General features: G+C 71.1%; 17 protein-coding genes, 2 tRNA genes and 3 pseudogenes. 6 read left to right on the forward strand and 16 right to left on the reverse strand.

Annotated features, from left to right (window positions below; genetic code table 11):
- Positions 1-4: 4 nt before the first annotated feature.
- Complete coding sequence (locus JSY14_RS02605; protein WP_259557208.1) at positions 5-901, reverse strand: NAD-dependent epimerase/dehydratase family protein; 897 nt, start codon at positions 899-901, stop codon at positions 5-7.
- A 130-nt stretch (positions 902-1,031) separates the two neighbouring features.
- Between JSY14_RS02605 and JSY14_RS02610 the strand changes: the two genes are divergently transcribed.
- Together JSY14_RS02610 and JSY14_RS02615 are read left to right on the forward strand one after the other, a co-directional pair.
- Positions 1,032-1,105: transfer RNA gene (locus JSY14_RS02610), tRNA-Lys, on the forward strand.
- Positions 1,106-1,216: 111 nt separating this feature from the next.
- Positions 1,217-1,548 (forward strand): annotated as a pseudogene (locus JSY14_RS02615) (1-acyl-sn-glycerol-3-phosphate acyltransferase); the annotation flags it as partial.
- 25 nt (positions 1,549-1,573) lie between these two features.
- On the opposite strand, the gene JSY14_RS02620 reads toward JSY14_RS02615, so the two are convergent.
- The 5 genes and pseudogenes from JSY14_RS02620 to JSY14_RS02635 form a co-directional block, all read right to left on the reverse strand.
- Positions 1,574-3,667 carry an ABC transporter ATP-binding protein gene (locus JSY14_RS02620; RefSeq protein WP_285892240.1) on the reverse strand — a complete coding sequence of 698 codons (2,094 nt, stop codon included), beginning with the start codon at positions 3,665-3,667 and terminating at the stop codon, positions 1,574-1,576.
- Positions 3,664-5,421 (reverse strand): ABC transporter ATP-binding protein, encoded by a 1,758-nt coding sequence (locus tag JSY14_RS02625; protein ID WP_259557209.1) that lies wholly within the window; start codon positions 5,419-5,421, stop codon positions 3,664-3,666. Before JSY14_RS02625 ends, JSY14_RS02620 begins: the two co-directional genes overlap by 4 nt.
- A 578-nt stretch (positions 5,422-5,999) precedes the next feature.
- A pseudogene (locus tag JSY14_RS12515) lies at positions 6,000-6,215 on the reverse strand (TetR/AcrR family transcriptional regulator); the annotation flags it as partial.
- Positions 6,133-6,903, reverse strand: a complete 771-nt coding sequence (locus JSY14_RS02630; protein WP_259557210.1) for an SDR family oxidoreductase — start codon at positions 6,901-6,903, stop codon at positions 6,133-6,135. The pseudogene JSY14_RS12515 and the gene JSY14_RS02630, both read right to left, overlap by 83 nt.
- Before the next feature lie 111 nt (positions 6,904-7,014).
- Positions 7,015-7,299, reverse strand: coding sequence for a hypothetical protein (locus tag JSY14_RS02635; RefSeq protein WP_259557211.1), 285 nt, complete (start codon positions 7,297-7,299; stop codon positions 7,015-7,017).
- A gap of 100 nt (positions 7,300-7,399) precedes the next feature.
- Here JSY14_RS02635 and JSY14_RS02640 point away from each other — a divergent pair.
- The 3 genes from JSY14_RS02640 (at position 7,400) to JSY14_RS02650 (ending at position 8,756) form a co-directional block, all read left to right on the forward strand.
- Positions 7,400-7,481 (forward strand) — tRNA-Leu (locus JSY14_RS02640).
- 61 nt (positions 7,482-7,542) lie between these two features.
- Positions 7,543-8,190 carry a histidine phosphatase family protein gene (locus JSY14_RS02645; RefSeq protein WP_259557212.1) on the forward strand — a complete coding sequence of 216 codons (648 nt, stop codon included), beginning with the start codon at positions 7,543-7,545 and terminating at the stop codon, positions 8,188-8,190.
- 29 nt (positions 8,191-8,219) lie between these two features.
- Positions 8,220-8,756 carry an NUDIX hydrolase family protein gene (locus JSY14_RS02650; protein WP_259557213.1) on the forward strand — a complete coding sequence of 179 codons (537 nt, stop codon included), beginning with the start codon at positions 8,220-8,222 and terminating at the stop codon, positions 8,754-8,756.
- 12 nt (positions 8,757-8,768) lie between these two features.
- Here the strand turns inward: JSY14_RS02650 and rdgB are convergent, their stop codons facing one another.
- The 8 genes and pseudogenes from rdgB to JSY14_RS02690 all read right to left on the reverse strand — a co-directional run bounded on the left by rdgB (position 8,769) and on the right by JSY14_RS02690 (position 15,389).
- Positions 8,769-9,404: an RdgB/HAM1 family non-canonical purine NTP pyrophosphatase gene (gene rdgB / locus JSY14_RS02655; protein WP_259557214.1), complete on the reverse strand. Its 636-nt coding sequence runs from the start codon at positions 9,402-9,404 to the stop codon at positions 8,769-8,771.
- On the reverse strand, positions 9,401-10,168 hold the full coding sequence (gene rph, locus JSY14_RS02660) for a ribonuclease PH (protein WP_259557216.1): 768 nt from the start codon (positions 10,166-10,168) through the stop codon (positions 9,401-9,403). The genes rdgB and rph overlap by 4 nt, the downstream gene beginning before the upstream one ends.
- 30 nt (positions 10,169-10,198) lie before the next feature.
- Positions 10,199-10,987 (reverse strand): MBL fold metallo-hydrolase, encoded by a 789-nt coding sequence (locus JSY14_RS02665; RefSeq protein WP_259557217.1) that lies wholly within the window; start codon positions 10,985-10,987, stop codon positions 10,199-10,201.
- Positions 10,984-11,799 carry a glutamate racemase gene (gene murI / locus JSY14_RS02670; protein WP_259557219.1) on the reverse strand — a complete coding sequence of 272 codons (816 nt, stop codon included), beginning with the start codon at positions 11,797-11,799 and terminating at the stop codon, positions 10,984-10,986. The genes JSY14_RS02665 and murI overlap by 4 nt, the downstream gene beginning before the upstream one ends.
- An 82-nt stretch (positions 11,800-11,881) precedes the next feature.
- Positions 11,882-12,595 (reverse strand): DUF2017 family protein, encoded by a 714-nt coding sequence (locus JSY14_RS02675; RefSeq protein ID WP_259557220.1) that lies wholly within the window; start codon positions 12,593-12,595, stop codon positions 11,882-11,884.
- Positions 12,595-12,942, reverse strand: coding sequence for an ATP-dependent Clp protease adapter ClpS (gene clpS, locus JSY14_RS02680; protein ID WP_259557221.1), 348 nt, complete (start codon positions 12,940-12,942; stop codon positions 12,595-12,597). Before clpS ends, JSY14_RS02675 begins: the two co-directional genes overlap by 1 nt.
- 168 nt (positions 12,943-13,110) lie before the next feature.
- Positions 13,111-14,852, reverse strand: a pseudogene (locus JSY14_RS02685) (DEAD/DEAH box helicase).
- Positions 14,853-14,984: 132 nt separating this feature from the next.
- Positions 14,985-15,389, reverse strand: a complete 405-nt coding sequence (locus JSY14_RS02690; RefSeq protein ID WP_432803594.1) for a DUF3039 domain-containing protein — start codon at positions 15,387-15,389, stop codon at positions 14,985-14,987.
- A gap of 110 nt (positions 15,390-15,499) precedes the next feature.
- Between JSY14_RS02690 and JSY14_RS02695 the strand changes: the two genes are divergently transcribed.
- Complete coding sequence (locus JSY14_RS02695; RefSeq protein ID WP_259557222.1) at positions 15,500-15,961, forward strand: VanZ family protein; 462 nt, start codon at positions 15,500-15,502, stop codon at positions 15,959-15,961.
- Here JSY14_RS02695 and JSY14_RS02700 read toward each other — a convergent pair.
- A complete protein-coding gene (locus tag JSY14_RS02700; protein ID WP_259557223.1) occupies positions 15,951-17,402 on the reverse strand; it encodes an NAD-dependent malic enzyme in 1,452 nt (483 codons plus the stop codon). The two genes, JSY14_RS02695 and JSY14_RS02700, sit on opposite strands and share 11 nt — an antisense overlap.
- A gap of 111 nt (positions 17,403-17,513) precedes the next feature.
- A complete protein-coding gene (gene hrpA / locus JSY14_RS02705) occupies positions 17,514-21,383 on the reverse strand; it encodes an ATP-dependent RNA helicase HrpA (RefSeq protein WP_259557224.1) in 3,870 nt (1,289 codons plus the stop codon).
- Positions 21,384-21,405 lie beyond the last annotated feature (22 nt).

Consider the following 21,405-nt stretch of genomic DNA (forward strand, 5'->3'; position numbering starts at 1 on the left):
CGCCTCAGAGGTGTGACCAGCCCGGGGTCGACGGGCCGATGGTCGGCCGCCATCCGGTCTCGCCGAGGAACCGCAGGGACGAGACCCGCAGCGACCGCCGCTGCACGTCGAGCCGCGTACCCACCAGGGTCTGCGCGATCTCGGGGAAGAACTTCGCGGGCCCGTCGGCCTTCGCCTCGCGACCGAGGTCCTTCGCCCACCGCTCGCGACGGATCGGCTCCCCGCCGACGTTGTAGAACCCGCTGCCCGCCTGCAGCGCCGCCACGAAGGCTCGCCCCGCATCACGATGGTGGAGCAGGGTGATGTAGCTCGAGGGCTTCCCCAACAGGATGGGGTCGCCCTCACGCACGGCGCGCAGGGCGTAGGTGCTCTGCGGGTCGCGGCCGAACAGCTGCCCGAGCCGGAGGATCACGGCGCTGCGCCCCCCGGTGGCGAAGTCCACGGCCGCGCGCATCTCCTGCACCCGGGGGCGGAACGCCTGGTTGCGCACGCTCAGCGGCTTGTCCTCCCCGATCCACTCATCGCCGTTGTCCGGGTAGAGGTACACGGTCGACTCCTGGATGAGCTTGCGGACCCCGGCGCGCGCCGCGCCCGCTGCGATCGCCACCGAGGCCTCGGCGTGGAGACGGTCATCCTCGCGCCAGGCGAGCGGGCGCATCGCCGTCATCCCGACCGGCATGTGGCCGAGGGTGTTGATGACGACGTCATGCCCGCGCAGAACCCGGGTCATCGCGGTCTCGTCGAAGACGTCCGCGACCACCGAGCGGGCGCCGCGGCCCTCCACGACGGGGACGCCGCGATCCTGCCGGGTGATGCCGGTGACCTCATGGCCCGCCGCGACCAGCGCCGTGACCGCCTCCTGGCCGAGAACTCCGGTGGCGCCGGTGACCGCGATCCTCACGTCGACTCTCCTCCTCGGGCGGACGGTGGCATCCGAGTTTAGGCGACCCACCTGGGCTGTCGCATCGCTCACACGGGTGACCCTCAGGCTTGGACGGGACGCCGAACACGGGTAATGTCTTCCTCCGTTGGCGCCATTAGCTCAGTTGGTTAGAGCAGCTGACTCTTAATCAGCGGGTCCGGGGTTCGAGTCCCTGATGGCGCACCCGCACAGAAGCCCCTGTCTCCCGGACAGGGGCTTCTCGCATTCCCGACCCCGACCTGCCCGTCGGGCCGCGATGACCCTCTGAAGCCCCCACCAGGGTACGGTCAGCCCATGATCCGCCGCCTCCTCGCGCATGCCTTCTGGGCGTCAGTCCGTGGCGTCTGCGCACTGCGCCCGCGCCCACCCGTTCCTCCGTGCTGATCGGTGCACAGCACACCTCCAACTGGGACTTCGTCCTCATGCTCGCGATCGCCTGGCGGCTGGGGATCTCCATCCGTTGGCTGGGCAAAGATTCCCTGTTCCGCGGATGGAAGGGCCCGGTGATGCGGGCCCTCGGAGGGATCCCGGTGGACCGCTCCAGCCCCGGTGGTCTGGTCGAGGCGGTCGTGGAGCAGCTGCGTCGCGACCGCACCTTCAGCCTGGTGGTCACCCCCGATGGCACCCACACCAGCACCGGGCCTCCGGCCCTCATTCCTCCGTGAGGCCGCCGCGGAACTGCGAGGTGTACAGGCGGTGGTAGGCACCGCGGGCGGCCAGCAGCTGCGCGTGGCTCCCCTGCTCGACGATGTCGCCGTGCTCCATCACCAGGATCACGTCGGCGTCGCGGATCGTGGAGAGCCGGTGGGCGATGACGAAGCTGGTCTGGTCGCTGCGCAGCGCCGCCATCGCCTTCTGCACCAGAACCTCGGTGCGGGTATCCACCGAGCTGGTGGCCTCGTCGAGGATCAGCAGTGTCGGCCGAGCCAGGAACGCCCGGGCGATGGTGATCAGCTGCCGCTCCCCCGCCGAGATCGACTCGCCATCCTGGCCGATCACGGTGTCGTATCCGTCGGGCAGGGCGTGGACGAACCGATCCACGTAGGCGGCGCGCGCGGCCTCGATCACCTCGTCGTCGGTCGCGTCCAGTCGGCCGTAGCGGATGTTCTCCCGGATGGTGCCCTCGAACAGCACCGCGTCCTGCAGCACCATCCCGGTGCGGGACCGCAGTTCGGCCCGGTCGAGGGCCCGCACATCGACCCCGTCGAGCAGGATGCGCCCGGCATCGACCTCGTAGAAGCGCAGCAGCAGGTTCACCAGGGTGGTCTTCCCGGCGCCGGTCGGGCCGACGATCGCGACCGTCTGCCCGGGCCGGGCCAGGAGGCTGAGGTCGCGGATCAGCGGCGCCTCGGGGGTGTACGAGAAGGCGACGTGCTGGAACTCGACCTCCCCGCGGACAGCGGAGCCGCCACCCGGTGCCGCGGTGTGTGCTCCAGTGTCGGCCATGACTCGCGAGCGCATCTCCTCGTCACTGGGCTGGTCGGGGTCATCGAGCAGCTCGAAGATCCGCTCCGCGGACGCGACACCGGAGATCAGCATGTTCGCCATGCCGGCCACCTGTCCCAGCGGCTGGTTGAACTCGCGGGAGTACTGGATGAACGCGGTCACCGCGCCCAGGGTCATCTGACCGTTCGCCACCCGCAGCGCCCCGACCACGGCGATCCCGACGTAACCGAGCCAGTTCACCCACTGCATGATCGGCATGATCATGCCGGAGAGGAACTGGGCGCTGAACGCCGCCCAGAACAGGTCCTCGTTGCGTTCCTCGAAGCGTCGGGCCATGTCCGCCTGACGGCCGAACACCGTCACCAGCTCATGGCCGGTGAAGGACTCCTCGATGTGACCGTTGAGACGGCCGGTCTCGCGCCACTGCTCGGCGAACAGCTTCTGCGAGCGCGATCCGATCACCCCGACCACCACCGCTGCGACCGGCAGGGCGATCAGCGCGATGAGTGCCAGCTGCCAGGACAGCCACAGCATCATGCCGACGATGCCGATGATGGTCAGCACCGACTGCAGCAGCATCGCAAGGGCCTGCTGCAGGGCCTGTTGGACGTTGTCGACGTCATTGGTGGTGCGGGAGAGCAGATCACCGCGGGAACGCGCATCGACGGCTGCGAGCGGCAGGCGGTGGACCTTGGCCTCCACCCGCTGCCGCAGGTCGAACACCACCCGCATGACGATGTCGTTGAGCACGCGCCCCTGCAGCCACATCAGCAGCTGTGCCACCACGTACATCGCGAGGACGATCAGGATCAGCCGGCCGAGCGCAGGGAAGTCCACCCCCTGCCCGGGGGTGAAGGTCATGCCGGACAGCATCTCCGCCTCCTGGGTGCGGCCGGCACGACGCAGCCCCTCGATCACCTGAGCAGCGGTGGCCCCCGCGGGCATCCGCGCGGAGAGCACCCCGCCGAAGATGACGTCCATCGCGCGGCCCAGCACGTGCGGCGCCCACACGTTCAGCACCACGGAGCCGACGACCATCGCGGTGACAATCGCGATGCCGAGTTCGTGGCCGCGGAACAGGCCGAGCATGCGGCGGGCCGAGGGCCAGAACGCCTTGGCGCGACGCCCCGGCCCGCCACCCCACTCATCGGTGGCGCCGGACTCCTGGATCGCGAGGATCTCCTCGTCGCTGAGGTGCTGAGGCCCGGTCGAATCACCGCTGGTGTCCGCCGACGGGAAGCCGGAGGTGTCGGGCGCGTGCCGGTCGCCGGCGGATTCGGGGATGGATCGCGAGGTCATGCCAGCTCCTCCGCACTGATCTGCGAGTCGACGATCTCGCGGTAGGTCTCACTGCTGGCGAGAAGCTCCTGGTGGGTGCCGCGGGCGACGATCCGACCGGCATCCAGCACCAGGATCTGATCGGCCCCGGTGATGGTGGCCACGCGCTGCGCGACGATGATCCGGGTGGCGTCACCGAGGGTCTCGTCGAGGGCTGCCCGCAGGCGGGCGTCGGTTGTGACGTCGAGGGCGCTGAAGGAGTCATCGAACAAATACACCCGCGGGCGCGCCACGAGCGTACGGGCGATCGACAGGCGCTGACGCTGCCCGCCAGAGAGATCCGTGCCGCCCTGGCGCACGCGCGAGGCGAGCCCGGTGGCGGCCGATTCCCCCTCCCCGGTGCGCCGCTCGCGCACGAAGTCCTCGGCCTGAGCGATGCGCAGAGCCTCCCACAGCTGCTCCTCGGTGGCCTCGGGAGCTCCAAAGCGGAGGGTGTCGGCGACGGTGCCGCTGAACAGGTAGGCCCGCTGCGGCACGAGGCCCACCGCCCGGGTGATCTCCTCGCGCGGCAGCTCCGTCAGCGGCACCCCGTCAATGAGGACACACCCGCGCGTCGGGTCGTACAACCGCGGCACCAGGTTCAGCAGTGTGGTTTTCCCGGCGCCGGTGGAGCCGATGATCGCCGTGGTGGTGCCGGGTTCGGCGACGAAGCTGACGCCGTCGAGCACGGGGGCTTCGGCCCCGGGGTAGGCGAAGGTGACGTCCTGGAACTCGACGCGGCCCTCACGCCGCTGCGGCAGACGCGGGGACGCGGGTTCGTGCAGGCTCGGCTGCGTCTCGAGCACCTCGCCGATGCGCCGGGCGGAGATCACCGCGCGCGGAAGCATCATCATCATGAAGGTGCCCATCATCACCGCGACCAGGATCTGTAGCAGGTACTGCATGAAGGCGGTGAGGGAGCCGATCTGCACCTGCCCGGCATCCACCCGATGTCCGCCGAACCACAGCACCGCGGCGGTGGCCAGGTGCAGGATCATCGTGATCAGAGGGCCCATCAGTACGAACAGGCGACCGATCGCCACGGACGTCTCGGTGATGGCGCGGTTCGCGTCGGTGAAGCGGCCGGTCTCGAAGTCCTCCCGCACGAAGGCGCGCACCACGCGCAAGCCGATGATCTGCTCGCGCAGCACGCCGTTCACATCATCGAGGTTGCCCTGCATCCGCTGGAATAGCGGCAGCAGCCGCCACACCAGATAACCCACGATCACCAGCAGCACCGGCACCGAGACCCACACCAGCCACGACAGCCCCGCGTCCTCCCGGATCGCCATGATGATCCCGCCGATCGCCATGATCGGCACCGCCACCATGAAGTTCAGACCCATCAGGGTCACCATCTGCACCTGGTTGACGTCATTCGTGCCGCGGGTGATGAGGGTGGGCGCGCCGAAGCGACCCAGCTCCTCGGCGCTGAAGTCGTCGACGCGGGTGTAGACGGCGCGGCGCAGGTCGCGGCCGAGCGCCATCGCCACCCGGGCGCCGCACCACACGGCGGCGATCGCCACCACCACCTGGGCGAGGGCCACGGCGAGCATCTGGCCGCCGATGCGCCACACCTGGGCGGTGTCACCGACCGCAACGCCCTCGTCGATGATGCGGGCGTTGAGGCTGGGCAGGTACAGGGTGGCGAGGGTGGCGAGCAGCTGCAGCACCAGGACGGCCACGAGCAGAGGGGTGTACGGCGGCAGATAGCGCCGCCAGAGGGTGCCCAGCATGGGTGGGGGTTCTCGCTCTCAGAAGGTCGGACGGGACGTGACGGGAGGACGGCAGGGGTGCGGCGGTCCGCAGGGCGGGGTGGCCGGGGGCGGTCGGGCGAATCAGTCGGGCGAGCCGGCCAGGACATGCCGACGCCGCTCTCAGGCGGGGTCAGCCAACCGGGGGCCAGGGCCAGCACCATGGTCTCAAGCTCGTCGGCGCTGGGGCGGTCTGCGTTCTCGGCCCGGAGCCGGTCGATGATCACGGTGACGAGGCCGGCGGCGTAGGCGCGGGTCTGTGCCCCGCTGCATCCGACCGGTTCCTCCCCGGGCCGGGCCGTGAGGGCATGATCGAGACGCTGGGCGAGGTTGTCGATCACGGCTTCACGCACCGCGGCCGGCAGCTTCCATTCCAGGGCGGCGGCCAGCATCCGGCGACGCCACGCGGCGACCTCCACCACCGCATGCAGCAGGGCCCGCAGCCGCCCCTCGGTCCCCTCTCCCTCGCCGTCGAGGCCCGCCTGCCGGGTCATCGCGTCGATCACCTCGACATAGGAGTCGAGCAGAGCGAAGGCCATGTCCTCGATCCCGTTGGGGAAGTGGGAGTACAGGGCGGCTCGACTGACCCCAGCCTCCCGCGCGATCTCATGCACGGAGATCGAGGTGCGACCCTCGACCGTGAGCGCGACCAGGGCGTCGAGCACCGCGGACCGGGTGCGCACCACCCGGGGGTCAGGCGTCCTGCGACCGGGGGCCCGACTGGGCCAGGAAGTCCTCGGCGCCGCCGACGAGCTCCACGTGGCCCGTCGGCACATCGGCCTGCGCCATGCGCACCACCTCGGCGGCGAACTCCGCGACCGAGTAGAGGCGACCGGCGGCCTCGCGGCGCTCCTCCAACGCCCCCGGACGGGCGCGGTCCAGCAGAGTGGCGGTGACGGTACCCTCGATCATGTCCCCGGAGACGACGACCAGCGAGATACCGCGTTCCTGCAGAGCGGGGACCTCCGCCAGCAGGGCATCCTCCCCGGCGCGCTTGGACAGCGCCACCTGCTCGTACTCCGGCATGGTCTCCACCTCACGGATGAAGTGGGCCTGGTGGCTGGTGACGAACACGACGCGACCGCCGTCGGCCATCAGCTCGGTCCCGGCACGCAGGGCGTCCAGCTGGGCGTCCCGGTTCAATCGCAGCGCGTAGTCCTCCCCGAGGTCCTTCTCCATACCACCGGAGGCGTTGAGCACCAGAAGGTCGAGGGAGCCGTAGGTGTCGACGGCGGTCCGCATGAGCGTGCGCACCGCCTCGGGATCGGTGAGGTCGGCACCGACCGCGACGGCCGCACCCCCGGCGGCCTCGATATCGGCGACGACCTTGTTCGCCCGCGGGGCCTTCTGCCGGTAGTTCACGACCACGTTCGCGCCCTCGGCGGCGAGGAGTCGGGCGGTGTCGGCCCCGACGCCGCGGGAGGATCCGGTGACGACGGCGGTGCGTCCGGTCAGGGAGGTCATGGGTGCTCCTGGGAAGAGTGCGGGACGGCCCCGAGGTCCGGGAACCCGACGGGCCGGAGAAGCGGGGGCCACAGGGTGGAGGCGCGCCCCGGCGGGGGCGCGCCGGCGGGCTCAGTCGCGGCGGCGGCGGGAGCCGAGAACGGACAGGCCGGTGATCAGACCGATCGTGCCGATGACGCCACCTGCAACCGCCGCCACGCGGGGCAGGTGGGTGCTGCCGTCATCGGCGACGAAGAAACCCGCGCCGACGGACTTGGCCTCGTTCATCCAGCGCTTGGCGGCGTGCACCGGGTGGAGACGGTCCAGCAGCTCGTCGATGTCGGCGGCCAGGTTGTCCTGGCGGCGGTAGGCCTCGTCGCGCATATCGGTCAGGGATGCCTGGGTGTCCTTGCCCATGGGGATGCTCCATCCGTCGGTCGGGTGTCCTGGGCATCGTACCCGCGTCGCCCCGGACTCCGGCACGTCGCCGTTCCTGCCGCGGGTACGCTGGGCGGGCGCGCGAGTGGCGGAACTGGCAGACGCGCCGGATTTAGGTTCCGGTGCCCTCGGGCATGCGGGTTCGAGTCCCGCCTCGCGCACCCGGCACCCGCACCGCCTCGGGTGAGGCAGCCGAGGGCGCATCGAGGAAGGAGTGAGGCCGTGACGCTGTTCGGACTCGTCCGCCACGGACAGACCGACTACAACCTCCGCGGACTGTTCCAGGGGTCCAGCGACATCCCGCTCAACGACACCGGCCGGGAGCAGGCGCATCACGCCCTCGAACCTCTGCCGGCGATCCCGTGGGACACGGTGGTCTCCTCACCTCTGCAGCGCGCCGAGCAGACCGCACGCATCATCGCCGAGGATCATGACATCCCCTGGGGCGGCACCGACGTGAGGCTGCGCGAGATCGACTGGGGCGCCGCGGAGGGCCGACCGGTGGACGAGATGGAACGTCTGTACCCGGATCGCTCCTTCCCCGGTCGCGAGGACCACCAGCAGGTCGCGGACCGCGGATACGACGCCCTGGAGGACCTCGAACAGCGTTTCCCGGGGAAGAACGTCCTGGTCGTCGCCCATGGCACGCTGATCCGCTTCCTGTTGTCCGGCATCGCCGAGCGGCCGCTCGACTCCATCCCCAACGGCACCCTCTCCGTGATCACCCTGGAGGGGACGACCTGGGGGGTGGAGATGATCGCGGGCGTCGCCGAGGAGCGGATCGTGCAGGTGCGGTCGCACGATCAGAACCCCCGGTTCATCCTCGACAAACCGGCGCTCATCCCCGGAGCCGCACCCCGCCCCCTCTGACCACTCGCCCTCAGCCACAGGAGGCCGTCATGGACCGCACCGCCGTCGACACCGAAGGGGCCTGGTTCGACCCCGAGCACATGGCCGCGCTGCGCCGCCAGCTACCGATCGCGTACGTCGACATCGTGCCGGTGCGCACGGACGTCGACGGACAGGTGAGCCAGGTGGGGCTGCTGTTGCGCGCCAGCGGCGCCGGACGGATCGTCCGCTCCATCGTCTCCGGTCGGATCCTGGTGCACGAGACCATCCGTGAAGCGATCTCCCGGCACGTGGAGAAGGACCTCGGGCCGATGGCGCTGCCGCGGATCCCGGTGAGCCCGGTGCCGTTCACCGTGGCCGAGTACTTCCCCACCCCGGGGCTCAGCCCGTTCCACGACCCGCGGCAGCATGCCATCTCCCTGGCGTACATCGTGCCGGTCGACGGAGAGACCGCCCCGCAGGAGGACGCCCTGGACCTGGGGTGGTTCGACGTGTCCGAGCTGACCGAGGACGGGGTCCTCGCAGAGCTCGAGGGCGGGCACGACGTGATCGTGCGGCGCGCCCTCGCCCACGCCGGGGTGTGCTGACCCGGGGCGAGATCAGGCCAGGGCGTCCCGCAGCGCCGGGAGCAGCGCCCGGAAGGCGCGGCCGCGGTGCGAGATGGCGTCCTTCTCCGCGGGGCTGAGCTCCGCCGAGGTGCGGTCCTCCCCATCGGGTATGAACAGCGGGTCGTAGCCGAAACCCCCTCCCCCGCGGGGGCCGCGCAGAAGACGCCCGCGCATGCGCCCCGTCTCGACGACCTCGCGCCCCTGAGGGGTGACCATCACCGCCGCGCAGACGAACTCGGCGCCACGGTGCTCGTCCGGGACGTCCCCGAGCTGGGCCAGCAACAGGGCGTTGTTCGCGGCGTCGTCGCCGTGGCGTCCGCTCCAGCGGGCCGAGAACACCCCGGGGGCCCCGCCGAGCACGTCCACCGCAAGGCCGGAATCGTCGGCGATCGCCACCAGCCCGGTGGCGGCGCAGGCCGCCCGGGCCTTCAGCAGGGCGTTCTCGGCGAACGTCACGCCGTTCTCGACGACGTCCGGCAGCTCGAGTCCGCCGGCGGAGACCAGCGACTCCTCGGTGAACCCGGGGACCGCCTCGGCCAGGATCCGCCGCAGTTCCTCGAGTTTGCCGCGGTTGTGTGTCGCCAGGAGGGCGCGGGCGCTAGCGGGGACGACCACGGGCGCGGTCATCCGATCTCCTCCGCGAGGGCCTGCTGCTGGAGGCGCGTGAGCTCGGCGCATCCGCCGGCGGCGAGGTCCAGGAGGGCGTTCAGCTCATCGCGGTCGAAGGGGGCGCCCTCCGCGGTGCCCTGGACCTCGACGAAGCGTCCGTCCCCGGTCATCACCACGTTCATGTCGGTGCCGGCGGCGACATCCTCGCGGTATTCGAGGTCGAGCACGGGGCGACCATCGACGACACCGACGCTCACGGCGCTGACGCTGGCGTGCAGCACGTCCGCGGCGGCGGGCACCGCGGCGTGGCGCTTGCCCCAGGCGATCGCATCGGCCAGGGCCACATAGGCGCCCGTGATCGCTGCGGTGCGGGTGCCGCCGTCGGCCTGCAGCACGTCACAGTCGAGCTGGATCGTGTTCTCCCCCAGGGCGTCGAGGTCGACGGCGGCGCGCAGGGAACGGCCGATCAGGCGGGAGATCTCATGGGTGCGGCCGCCGATGCGGCCCTTGACGCTCTCCCGGTCGGACCGGGTGCCGGTCGCTCGCGGCAGCATGGCGTACTCGGCGGTGACCCATCCGGTGCCGGAGCCCTTCTTCCACCGCGGCACGCCCTCGGTGAAACTCGCGGCGCACAGCACGCGCGTGCGGCCGAACTCCACCAGCACACTGCCCTCCGCATGGTCGAGCCAGCCGCGGGTCAGGCGTACTGCACGCAGCTGGTCGGCGGCGCGGCCGTCGACGCGGGGACCGGACGCGGGGGCGGACGGGGCGGGTGCGGGCATCAGGGTCTCCTCGGGGTCGGCGGGCGCGCGTCAGGCGCGGGGCGCGACTTCGAGGATATCCAGCGCCCGCACCACGGTGAGGTCGCCGTCGTACTCCGCGCGGGCCTCCGCCAGGGTGTCGGCGGGATCGGTCCACTCGGGGATGTGGGTGAGGGCGAGGCGGCGCACACCGGCGCGGGCGGCGGTCTGCCCGGCGCGGCGACCGGTCAGGTGGACGCCCTGGAATCGGTCATCACGGCCCTCGAGGTATCCGGCTTCGCACAGGAACAGATCGGCCCCGCGGGCCAGCTCGTCCAGGGCCGCGCAAGTATCGGAGTCCCCGGAGTAGGCGAGCACCGCCCCTCCGGCGCTCACCCGGAAACCGTAGGCCTCCACCGGATGCACCACCGCACGGGCCTCGAGGGTGAAGGGGCCGATCTGCGTGGTGTAACCGTCGGTGATGACGACATGTCTGAAGGGCGCACAGTCGACGCCGTCGGGCACATCCCCGGCCCGGCCCATCACCCCGCGCATCCGGTCGCAGAGAGCCGCCGGAGCGTGGATGTCCAGCACCGGCAGGTCGGTGCGCACGTTGTACGCCCAGAACACCTCGAGGCCCGTGAGGTCGAGGAAATGATCGGGGTGCAGGTGGGAGATCACCACCGCGTCCAGCTGGGCCGGGTCGATGACGCTCTGCAGGGGTCCGAACGCCCCGCTGCCGAGGTCGATCAGCACCCGCCAGGTGCGGCCGTCGGCATCCTCCTGCTCCAGCAGGTAGCTGGAGGCGGCGCTGCGGCTCCCGGCGAAACTGCCCGAGCAGCCGATCACCCGCAGCCTCACGGCGTGATCACCGGCAGAGTCGAGGTCATGGTGACCGACGGGCCGAGGAAGCGCTGCGACAGACGGGCGAACATGGTGGGGCCGCCCGTGCGCTCCGCGGTCTCCGTGAACACGTGGCGCGGCGAGTCCCCGACGCTGCGCAGCTGGTCGGCCGCGCTGAGCAGCCGGTAGACGTCCAGGGCCGTCTCCTCGGCGGAGGAGACCAGCGTGACCTCCGGACCCATCACGTAGCTGATCGCCCCTGCGAGCATCGGGTAGTGGGTGCACCCGAGCACCAGGGTGTCGACCCCGGCGGCCTTCACCGGCTCGAGGTACTCCTCGGCGGCGGCCAGCACCTCGGGGCCGGTGGTCTCGCCCCGCTCCACGAACTCCACGAACCGGGGGCACGCGGCGGAGGTGATCTCCAGCTGGGGTGCCGCTGCGAAGGCGTCCTCATAGGCGCGGGACCCGATGGTCGCGAGGGTGCCGATCACGCCGATCCGACCGTTGCGGGTGGCGACCACCGCGCGCCGCACCGCCGGTTGGATGACCTCGACGACCGGGACGTCGTACCGCTCGCGGGCGTCACGCAGCACCGCGGCGGAGGCGGTGTTACAGGCGATGACGAGCATCTTCACACCCCGCGCCACCAGTTCATCCATGATGCCGAGCGCAAGGGAGCGCACCTCGGCGAGCGGTCGCGGACCGTACGGCGTGTGGGCGGTGTCCCCGATGTACAGCAGTTCCTCGTGGGGCAGCTGATCGAGGATGGCCCGCGCGACGGTCAACCCTCCGACGCCGGAGTCGAAGATGCCGATGGGCGCAGTGTTCATCGCACCAAGGCTAGGCCGCGCCGCGACCGCCTCGGAGGTGGCTTCCGGGGAAAGCAACCGAACTCACAGACCCTTCCGGCACTCAGCGCCGACGGCCGAACCCGTCGTCGAACCCATCGGCGAACCCGTCGCCGAGCCCGTCGACCGTCCCCCCGATGGTTCCGTCGTCCAGAACCTGCAGTAGGCTCTCCTGCAACCAGGTGAGCAACTCGTACACCGCCGCCATCAGGGCGGTGAGGTCGGACTCCTCATCCCGCCCCGCGGCCCCGGGCACCCGGCGGCCGATCTCCTCGATCATACGAAGGGTCTCGAAGTCGCCGTCGCGCTCCAGGCCCAGCCGCTCCGCCAGCACCAGGCGCAGATCGGTCAGGGACCGCAGCACGCCCTCGACGTCCTCGGCAGGCACGCTGACCTCGCTCTCCCGCAGGCCCGAGGCATCGATTAGCTGCAGGAGACGCGCCAGGCCCTCGGTCTTGGCTGTGGCGAGGTCATGCTGGCCCAACCGACGCATCTCGGCCGCCACCTCGGGGTCATCGCTGGCGTCGGGCAACAGGCGGCGCACCGCGGGGTCACGGGGCGACCGGGCACTGGTGGAGGCGAGCTCGGCCTCGAGGCGCTCCAGCGGGTCCTCGCTGTCGGCGGCCCGGCGCACGGCCTCCGGCTCCTCGGTGAGGCCGAGATCCTGACGGACCAGCTCCCGTGTCTCCTGCGCGATCTGGGCGATGACCGCTTTCTCCTCCTGCTCGAGACGGCAGGAGACGGAACCGTCGGAGCGGCGGCGGAAGGCGTGTGCCATCAGGCATCCCCGTCCTGGCCGGCGCGTTCGACGGTCGCGCGCAACCCGAATCCGTGCATGGCGCGCACGTCCCTCTCGACGGTCTCGCGCGACCCCCGGGAGACGACAGCGCGGCCCTCCTCGTGCACGAGCCGCATGAGCTGTTCGGCGACCGGCCGGGAGTATCCGAAGTAGCTGCGGAAGACATGCACCACGTAGCTCATGAGGTTCACGGGATCGTTCCACACCACGGTGCGGAACTCCCCCGGGTCGGTGTGTGCGGCGGAGGGGTCCCGGTCGGGCGCCAGCACTCCCCCGGGCAGGCCGGGCGCGGGGTGCGCACCACCGCCGGAGTCGCTCTGCGTCATCGGGTGTCCTCCTCGGGCCGGACGGATCGGGATCGCGCGGGGCGCCGCACGATACGGTCTCGGGGATCCACGGGTCAGGGATCCCGGTGTCAAGGGTCTCAGTCTAGGGAGGGGGCCCGACAGACGACTCGTCCCGGCGGGTCCCGGCGCGCGACGGCGCTGCGGCGCTCAGCGTCGTCCGACGAACCAGCCCCGCACGATGTCGATCCGTGCCTGCAGCTGCTCGGCGGAGGCCTGCGGCACTGCGGGGCCACCGCTGCGGGAGCGCAAGGTGGTGTGGACCTGACCGTGCGGTGTCCCGGACCTGCGGGCCCAGGCCGAGACCAGAGAACTCAGTTCCTTGCGCAGTTCCATCAGACGTCGATGGTCGACCGCTGAGGACGGGGTCTGCGGGCCGGTGCGTCCCTCGGCGGCCCGGCGACGCTGTTGGTCGGCCTGGTGCTGCTGCAGCACGGTGCGCATCTGATCGGCGTCCAGCAGCCCGGGGATCCCGAGGAAGTCCTGCTCCTCCTCCGAGCCGACGACGGCCCCGGCGCCGTATTCGCCGCCGTCGAACAGCACCCGGTCGAAGGAGGCCTCCGACTCGAGGGCTTCGAAGGACATCTCCAACTGCTCCCCGGAGGCCCTCTCCTCCCGGTTGGCCTCCTCCAGCAGGTGCTCGTCGAGACCGGTCATCTCGTCCCCGGTGTCGGGCCGTCGATCGAGCACGTGGTCGCGCTCGGCCTCCAGGGCCGCGGCATGCGCCAGCAGGATCGGCACGCTCGGCAGGAACACGCTGGCGGTCTCCCCGCGCGTTCGAGAGCGCACGAATCGCCCGACCGCCTGCGCGAAGAACATGGGGGTGGCGGTGGAGGTGGCATACACACCGACCGCCAGACGCGGCACGTCCACACCCTCGGAGACCATGCGCACCGCGACCATCCACCGGTCCTGGGAGGCGGAGAACGTCTCGATCCGCCGGCCGGCACCCGCGTCGTCGGACAGCACCAGGGTGGGGCCTGGCCGGTGAGGCGCTCCAGGATCGCGGCGTAGGCGCGGGCGGTGCGCTGATCGGTGGCGATGACCAGACCGCCGGCGTCGGGAACATGGCGGCGCACCTCCGTGAGGCGCCGGTCCGCGGCCGACAGCACGGCCTGGATCCACTCCCCGTCGGGGTCGAGCGCAGTCCTCCACGCCTGCTGGGTGATGTCCTTCGTCTCCGGGGCGCCGAGCTGCGCCGAGACCTCATCGCCCGCCTTGGTGCGCCAATGCATCCGTCCCGAGTAGGTCATGAACATGACCGGCCGCACCACCGAGTCCCGCAGGGCCTGGCTGTACCCGTAGGTGTAATCGGCGCGGGAGCGGAGGAAGCCCTCGCCGTCCTCTTCGTAGGTGACGAAGGGGATCTGCGCGTCGTCGGACCGGAACGGGGTACCGGTCAGGGCGAGACGCCGGGTCGCCGGGTCGAAGGCCTCGCGCACGCCATCACCCCAGGTGAGGGCGTCACCCGCGTGGTGGATCTCGTCGAGGATCACCAGGGTGCGGGCATCCTCGGTGAGGGCACGGTGCACCCGCGGGTTCATCCCCACCTGCGCGTAGGTGACCGCCACTCCCTGGAAGTGCCGTCCGTGGGCGCCCTGGGCGTTGGTGAAGTGCGGATCCAGGGCGATGCCCACGCGGGCGGCGGAATCCGCCCACTGGGTCTTCAGGTGCTCGGTCGGGGCGACCACTGTGACCTGCCGGACGGTGCCCTCCGCCAGCAGACGCGCCGCGACCTGCAGCGCGAAGGTGGTCTTGCCGGCGCCGGGTGTCGCGACCGCCAGGAAGTCCCGCGGGGCGGTGCGGCGGTACAGCTCGAGCGCCTCCGCCTGCCAGGCGCGCAGCTTCGGGGCGGTGCCCCAGGCGGCCCGTTCCGGATATGCCGGGGACAGCGAGCGCGCAGCTGCCTCGGAGGGGCGGTGCGGATCGCCGGTGTGATGGAAGGGGTTCTGACTCACAGCGCGGTCCACCGTACCGCCGCCGTCCGACACCCGGGGCCGGGCGCGCCCCGGGGCAGCGTGAGCTCAGCGACGTCCGCCGAAGAACCCGCGGAAGCCGCCGCGGCCCCCGCCGGGGCCTCCCTGGCCGCCGCCGTCGCCGTCCTGCGGGTCGCGCAGGCCGTCGTAGATCTCCTTGCACTGGGGGCACACCGGGTACTTCTTCGGGTCGCGGCCCGGCACCCACACCTTCCCGCACAGCGCGATCACCGGGGTGCCGTCCAACGCGGCCTGGGTGATGCGATCACGGCGCACGTAGTGGGCGAAGCGGTCATGATCCCCATCGTCGGTGCGCTGCTCCTGCTCCTCCCGCTGGCGCTCCAGCACGGCGGTGCCGGTGGGCGAGGCCCCCGGGTCGGCGCGGTACGGGTCCAGCCGGTCGGGGTCCGAGGGCGTGGAGAAGCGGGGGGTGGTCTGGCGCACGGTGCTCACGGGGCATCTCCTTCGTCGTGGTCCGATCGCGCCGAGCCTAGCGCGGCGGCCTCCGCCGCCGGTGAGAGGTCGACATCGCCGCGGAGACGGCCATCCGGGAGGATGGGGGCATGCCGACACCCACCGCGATCCCGCCCGCGGCCTCCCCGGGGCACGGTCCCCGCCCCGCGACCCGAGCCGTTCCGGCTCTCCTCGCGGTGGCGCTGCAGGCCGTGTTCTACCTGCCGCGGGTGCCCTCCCCCGCCGGTGCGGGACAGATCCCCGGTCTCGACAAGCTGGTGCACATCGCCCTGTTCGGGTTCCTGGTCTGGGCACTGGCCCGGTTCCTCGCGCCGGTGCGACGCTTCCCGGTCGGCTGGGTGGTGATCGGGGCGATCGTCCACGCGATCGTGGTGGAGCTGATCCAGGGCGCCCTGCTGCCCGACCGGGCCGCCAGTCCCGGGGATCTCGCCGCCGACGCCGTCGGCATCGCCGCGGGACTCGGGGCGTGGGCGTGGGAGCGGCGTGTCCGCGCCCGCGCGGGCGCATCGGAGGCGGACGCGGCCGCGGGGGGCGGGGGTGTCAGAGGCTGATCTCGTCGGCGTGGACGGCGGGGATGGCTCCGGTGATGGCGTCGACCGTGCCCTTCTCCTCGCGGGCCACCTTCTCCACGGCACTGGCGACGGCCTTCGTCACGCCCTCGTGGAACACGCTGGGGACGATGTAGGTGGGGTTGAGCTCCGCCGGGGTCACGACATCCGCGAGGGCCTGCGCGGCCGCCAGCAGCATCCGGTCGGAGACGTCGGTGGCGCGGGCATCGAGCAGCCCCCGGAAGACCCCGGGGAAGGCCAGGACGTTGTTGATCTGGTTGGCGAAGTCGCTGCGCCCGGTGGCGACGACCTCGGCGTGCTTGGCGGCCTCCACCGGGTCGATCTCGGGCGTCGGGTTCGCCATGGCGAAGACGATCGCCCGATCGGCCATGGTGGCGATGTCATCGGCGGTGAGGATGTTCCCGGCGGAGACGCCGATGAACACGTCCGCTCCCTCCAGTGCGTCGGTGAGAGACCCGGTGCGACCGGTGGGGTTGGTGACCTCGGCGATCCACGGGAGGCGCCCCTCCAGATCGTCCCGTCCCTGGTGCACGATGCCGTGGATGTCCGTGACCAGGATGTCCCGGGCCCCGGCGGCGCGCAGCAGCCGCAGGATGGCGGTGCCCGCGGCGCCGGCGCCCGACATGACGATCCGCACCTGCGAGATCTCCTTGTCCACCACCCGCAGGGCATTGCGCAGGGCGGCGACGACGGTGATGGCGGTGCCATGCTGGTCGTCGTGGAAGACGGGGATGTCGAGCTCTGCGCGCAGGCGATCCTCGATCTCGAAGCACCGCGGCGCAGAGATGTCCTCCAGGTTGATGCCGGCGAACACCGGGGCGATCGCCTTGACGTGGGAGACGATGTCGTCGACCGCGTGGGCGTCCAGGCAGATCGGGAAGGCGTCGATGTTGGCGAAGCGCTTGAACAGCGCAGCCTTGCCCTCCATCACCGGCATGGCGGCCAGCGGACCGAGATCGCCCAGCCCCAGGATGGCGGAACCGTCGGTGACCACCGCGACGGTGTTGCGTTTGATGGTGAGACGGCGGGCGTCCTCGGGATGGTCGGCGATCGCCTTCACGACGCGTGCGACACCCGGCGTGTAGACCATGGAGAGGTCGTCGCGGTGACGGATCGGGACCTTCGACTCCACGGTGAGCTTTCCGCCCAGGTGGGCGAGGAAGGTGCGGTCCGAGACCTTCCCCAGCTCCACGCCCTCGAGCTCCCGCAGCGCGTCGACGACCGACATCGCGTGATCGTGGCCGGCGGTGAGCACCGTGATGTCGGCGCGCATGCGCTCCGGGCCCGAGGCCGAGACGTCGAGGGCGGTGACCGAACCGCCGTGGCGTTCGATCGTCCCGGTGATGTCGCTGACCGCGGCGGAGCGGGCGGCGAACTCGAGCCGAATGGTGATGGAGTAGCTCACACTGGGCGTCGTCGACATGGCGGTCATGGTACGGCCGCACAGCACGGGGCGTCTGCCCCTGGACGGACCGGGTTCGCACGGCGACGGCCGCATCCACCCGACTACCGTCCGGGGGGCCGGACGGAGACCTCAGCGGCCGACGGCTGCGATCGCCGCGCGCAGACGCTTGTCCGACACCGTCTGTGAGGTGCCGAGGGTCTGCGCGAACAGGCTCACGCGATACTCCTCGATCAGCCAGGGGATCTCGCGGGCGGCAGCGCTCCGCCGGGCAGTGGGATCGAGGGAGGCACGGGTGCGTTCCCACAGCTGCTCGATGTCGGCCACCTGCCAGGCATGCTGGGCGTCGCGCTGCGGGTTCTCCGGCAGCTTCTCCAGGCGGATCTCGTCGGCCCGCAGGTACCGCGTCAGGTCTCCCAGGTGATCGACCCCGGCGTGCCGGATGAAACCCGGCCCCACCAGCGATGAGGCGTGCTCGCGGATCGCGGTGAGCCGATCGAGGATGCTCAGGGACGAGACCTTCGAGAGGGCCTTCAGAAGCCGCGCCTGTGCCGCGAGGGCAGCGGCCGCATCGCGGACGGCCTGCGCGGCGACCTCCCGGTGCTGCGCCCGGATCCGCGCCAGCACGGCGTCGAACCGCTCTCGGGTGCGCACATCCTCCTCCCCCAGCAGATGGTCGATAGCGGTGAGGGAGGCGTCCTCCAGCAGTGCCGTCGTACTGGGGTACGGGGAGGTGCCGGCGACGGCCAGCTTGGTCGGGCCGGGCAGCTCGTTCAGGACGGCGCCGAGATCCGCACCCAGGGCACGATCCAGCAGGGCGATGACGCCCTCGCGGTGGCGAGCCGCCTGCTCGGCCTCGGTCGCCAGGACCTTCAGGTCCACCGCCAGGACGCGTCCGTCCCCACCCCGCCGGGCCACCAGAGCGGGGTACCCGGTGACCTTCAGCCCTCCGACGGTGCCGTCGTGGCGGGCCGGGACTCCGTCGTCGGGGAACTCGGGGAGGTCGTGGCGCGCCAGGTCCTCACCCTGGCGGGACACGGAGGTCTCCGCCCGCTGCTTCAGGCGACGTTTGAGGGCCTCGAGGTCGGTCCCGGCTCCCACCTGCGCTCCCCGGCCGTCGACGACGCGGAAGTGCATGCGCAGGTGTTCGGGGAGCTTCGTGAGGTCGAACTCCTGGCCGTACAGGGGAAGATCCTCCGGGACCCCCGGCAGTGCCACCAGCTCGTCGGCGACGGCCTCGACGAAGGGCTCCCCGGCATCCGGGTCGTCATCGTGCAGCACCTCCGCGACCGCCCGCGCCCGCTCAGGAGCGGGCACCAGATGCTTGCGGATCGGCTTGGGCAGGGAGCGGATGAGTTCGGTGACCAGATCCGTGCGCATCCCCGGCACCAGCCAGTCGAAGCCGCGCGGCTCCACGCGGTTCAGCACGGCCAGAGGGATCGTGACGGTCACGCCGTCGCGCGGCCCCTTCCCCAGATCCCCGAAGGAGTAGGTCAGCGGCAGCGTCAGGTCTCCCTGGACCCAGGTGTCGGGGAAGTCCGCCAGGATCGCGGAGGTGACCTCCTCCCCCTGGGCCAGGAGGTCCTTCTCCGTCAGGGTGAGCAGGTCCGGGGTCTGATGCCGCTGCCTCTTCCACCAGGCGTCGAAGTGGGCGCCCGAGACGACGTCGCGAGGGATCCGCTCGTCGTAGAAGCGGAAGATCTGCTCGTCGGTGACGATCAGGTCGCGGCGACGGGACTTCGCCTCGAGCTCCTCGAGCCGCTCCCGGAGCGCCTGGTTGTCACGGAAGAAATGGTGGCGTGTGGTCCAGTCACCCTCGACCAGCGCCTGCTGGAGGAAGATCTCCCGGGCGTGCTCCGGATCGACGCGGCCATACCCGACGACACGATCGGCGATGATCGGCACTCCATACAGGGTCACCTTCTCGTGGACCATGGCACTGGCCCGTTTCCGGGACCAGTGCGGTTCGGAATGGGACCGTTTGAGCACGTGCGCCCCGACCCGCTCCACCCAGCGAGGGTCGATGCGCGCGGCGACCCGCCCCCACAGGCGGCTGGTCTCGACCAGTTCGGCCACCACCACGTAGTCGGGGCGCTTCTTCGCCACGGCGCTGCCGGGCCACAGGGCGAAGCGGGCGCCGCGGGCGCCGACGTATTCGCGGGTGCGTTCGTCATACAGCCCGACGTGCGACAGCAGACCGGACAGCAGGGCCTCATGGATCGCCTCCGGAGAGGCGGGCGTGGAGGAGGTGTGCAGGCCGACGTCCTTGGCCATGTCCCGCAGCTGGCCGTGCAGATCCCACCACTCCCGGATCCGCAGATAGTGCAGGTAGTCCTCGCGGACCTCACGCCGGAAGGCACTTCCGGAGAGGTCTCGACGGCGTTCCTGCAGGTGGTTCCAGAGGTTCAGCAGGGTGAGGACATCGCTGGTCTCATCTGCGAAGCGGCGGTGCCTCTCCGCCGCCTGCTGTTCCTTGCCGAGGGGGCGTTCCCGCGGGTCCTGGATCTCCAGGGCGGCGACGATCACCAGCATCTCGCGCAGGCACCCCAGACGGTCGGCCTCGAGCAGCATCCGCGCCATCCGCGGGTCCAGGGGGAACCGGGCGAGCAGGCGACCCGTCCGGGTGAGGCGGCGGCCCCCGGGAGCTCGGGGCGCCGACTCGATGGCGTCGAGCTCCTCCAGCAGGCGCACACCGTCGGCGACGGCCCGGCTCGCGGGTGGTTCCACGAAGGGGAAGGACTCCACATCCCCGAGTCCGAGCGACGTCATGAGCAGCACGACGCTCGCGAGCGAGGTGCGCAGGATCTCCGGCTCGGTGAACTCCGGGCGGGCGATGAAATCCTCCTCCGAGTAGAGGCGGATCGCCACCCCCGGGGAGGTGCGCCCGGCGCGGCCGGAGCGCTGGTTCGCGCTGGCCTGCGAGATGGGTTCGATCGGCAGACGCTGCACCTTGGTGCGCTGGGAGTAGCGCGAGATACGGGCCAGACCCGAGTCGATCACGGCCGTGATGCCGGGGACGGTCAGCGAGGTCTCGGCGACGTTGGTCGTCAGCACGATCCGCCGGACCGTCCCCCCGGCACGGGGAGAGAAGATCCTCTGCTGATCCGCGGCCGACAGTCGACCGAACAGCGGGAGCACCTCGGTGGGGAGACGGTGGCGGCCGCCGCGCGCCAGATGCGCCTCGAGGGAGTCCTGCACCTCGCGGATCTCGCGCTCCCCGGGGAGGAAGACGAGGATGTCACCGGCGTCCTCCGCCGCGAGCTCATCGACCGCGTCGGCGATCGCCTCGTCCAGGTCCCGCTCGACGGAGTGGATGTCCTCGAGGTCGTCCTCCTCCCCCAGGTCGGGTTCCAGCACCAGGGGGCGGTACCGGATCTCGACGGGGTAGGTGCGACCCGACACCTCGATGATCGGGGCGGGGCGCTCCGTGCCGTCGGGTTGACGGGTCGCGAAGTGCCGGGCGAATCGCTCGGGATCGATGGTCGCGGAGGTGATGACCACTTTCAGGTCAGGCCGCTGCGGCAGGATCTGTTTCAGGTACCCGAGGATCACGTCGATCGTGAGGGACCGCTCGTGGGCCTCGTCGATGATGATCGCATCGTAGTGGCGCAGCAGCCGGTCGCGGCTGATCTCGGCGAGGAGGATGCCGTCCGTCATGAGCTTCAGACGGGCGTCCTGCGCGACCTCGCGGGTGAAACGCACCTGGTATCCGACGGTGCCCTCACCGAGCCGCTCCCCCAGTTCGTGGGCGATGCGCTGCGCGACGGAGCGGGCGGCGAGGCGTCGCGGCTGGGTATGGCCGATGAGCCGGCCCTCGCTGCCGCAGCCCAGTTCCAACAGCATCTTCGGCAGCTGGGTGGTCTTCCCTGAACCGGTCTCGCCGGCGATCACCACCACCTGATGCGCACGCAGCGCCGTGAGGATGTCCTCACGGCGCTGCGTGACCGGCAGGTCCGCGGGATAGTTCCACCGCGGATCCGGAGATTCAGAGGGCGTCGTCATGGCGCGACCACTCTAGGCGACG

Origin of the sequence: Brachybacterium sillae, assembly GCF_025028335.1 — a bacterium.
GTDB lineage: Bacteria > Actinomycetota > Actinomycetes > Actinomycetales > Dermabacteraceae > Brachybacterium > Brachybacterium sillae.

Coding starts and splice junctions, on each gene's coding strand:
- JSY14_RS02620 (WP_285892240.1), bottom strand. CDS start 3,667: ATGACCTCGCGATCCATCCCCGAATCCGCCGGCGACCGGCACGCGCCC.
- JSY14_RS02625 (WP_259557209.1), bottom strand. CDS start 5,421: ATGCTGGGCACCCTCTGGCGGCGCTATCTGCCGCCGTACACCCCTCTG.
- JSY14_RS02630 (WP_259557210.1), bottom strand. CDS start 6,903: ATGACCTCCCTGACCGGACGCACCGCCGTCGTCACCGGATCCTCCCGC.
- JSY14_RS02635 (WP_259557211.1), bottom strand. CDS start 7,299: ATGGGCAAGGACACCCAGGCATCCCTGACCGATATGCGCGACGAGGCC.
- JSY14_RS02650 (WP_259557213.1), top strand. CDS start 8,220: ATGGACCGCACCGCCGTCGACACCGAAGGGGCCTGGTTCGACCCCGAG.
- rdgB (WP_259557214.1), bottom strand. CDS start 9,404: ATGACCGCGCCCGTGGTCGTCCCCGCTAGCGCCCGCGCCCTCCTGGCG.
- rph (WP_259557216.1), bottom strand. CDS start 10,168: ATGCCCGCACCCGCCCCGTCCGCCCCCGCGTCCGGTCCCCGCGTCGAC.
- murI (WP_259557219.1), bottom strand. CDS start 11,799: ATGAACACTGCGCCCATCGGCATCTTCGACTCCGGCGTCGGAGGGTTG.
- JSY14_RS02675 (WP_259557220.1), bottom strand. CDS start 12,595: ATGGCACACGCCTTCCGCCGCCGCTCCGACGGTTCCGTCTCCTGCCGT.
- clpS (WP_259557221.1), bottom strand. CDS start 12,942: ATGACGCAGAGCGACTCCGGCGGTGGTGCGCACCCCGCGCCCGGCCTG.
- JSY14_RS02695 (WP_259557222.1), top strand. CDS start 15,500: ATGCCGACACCCACCGCGATCCCGCCCGCGGCCTCCCCGGGGCACGGT.
- JSY14_RS02700 (WP_259557223.1), bottom strand. CDS start 17,402: ATGTCGACGACGCCCAGTGTGAGCTACTCCATCACCATTCGGCTCGAG.
- hrpA (WP_259557224.1), bottom strand. CDS start 21,383: ATGACGACGCCCTCTGAATCTCCGGATCCGCGGTGGAACTATCCCGCG.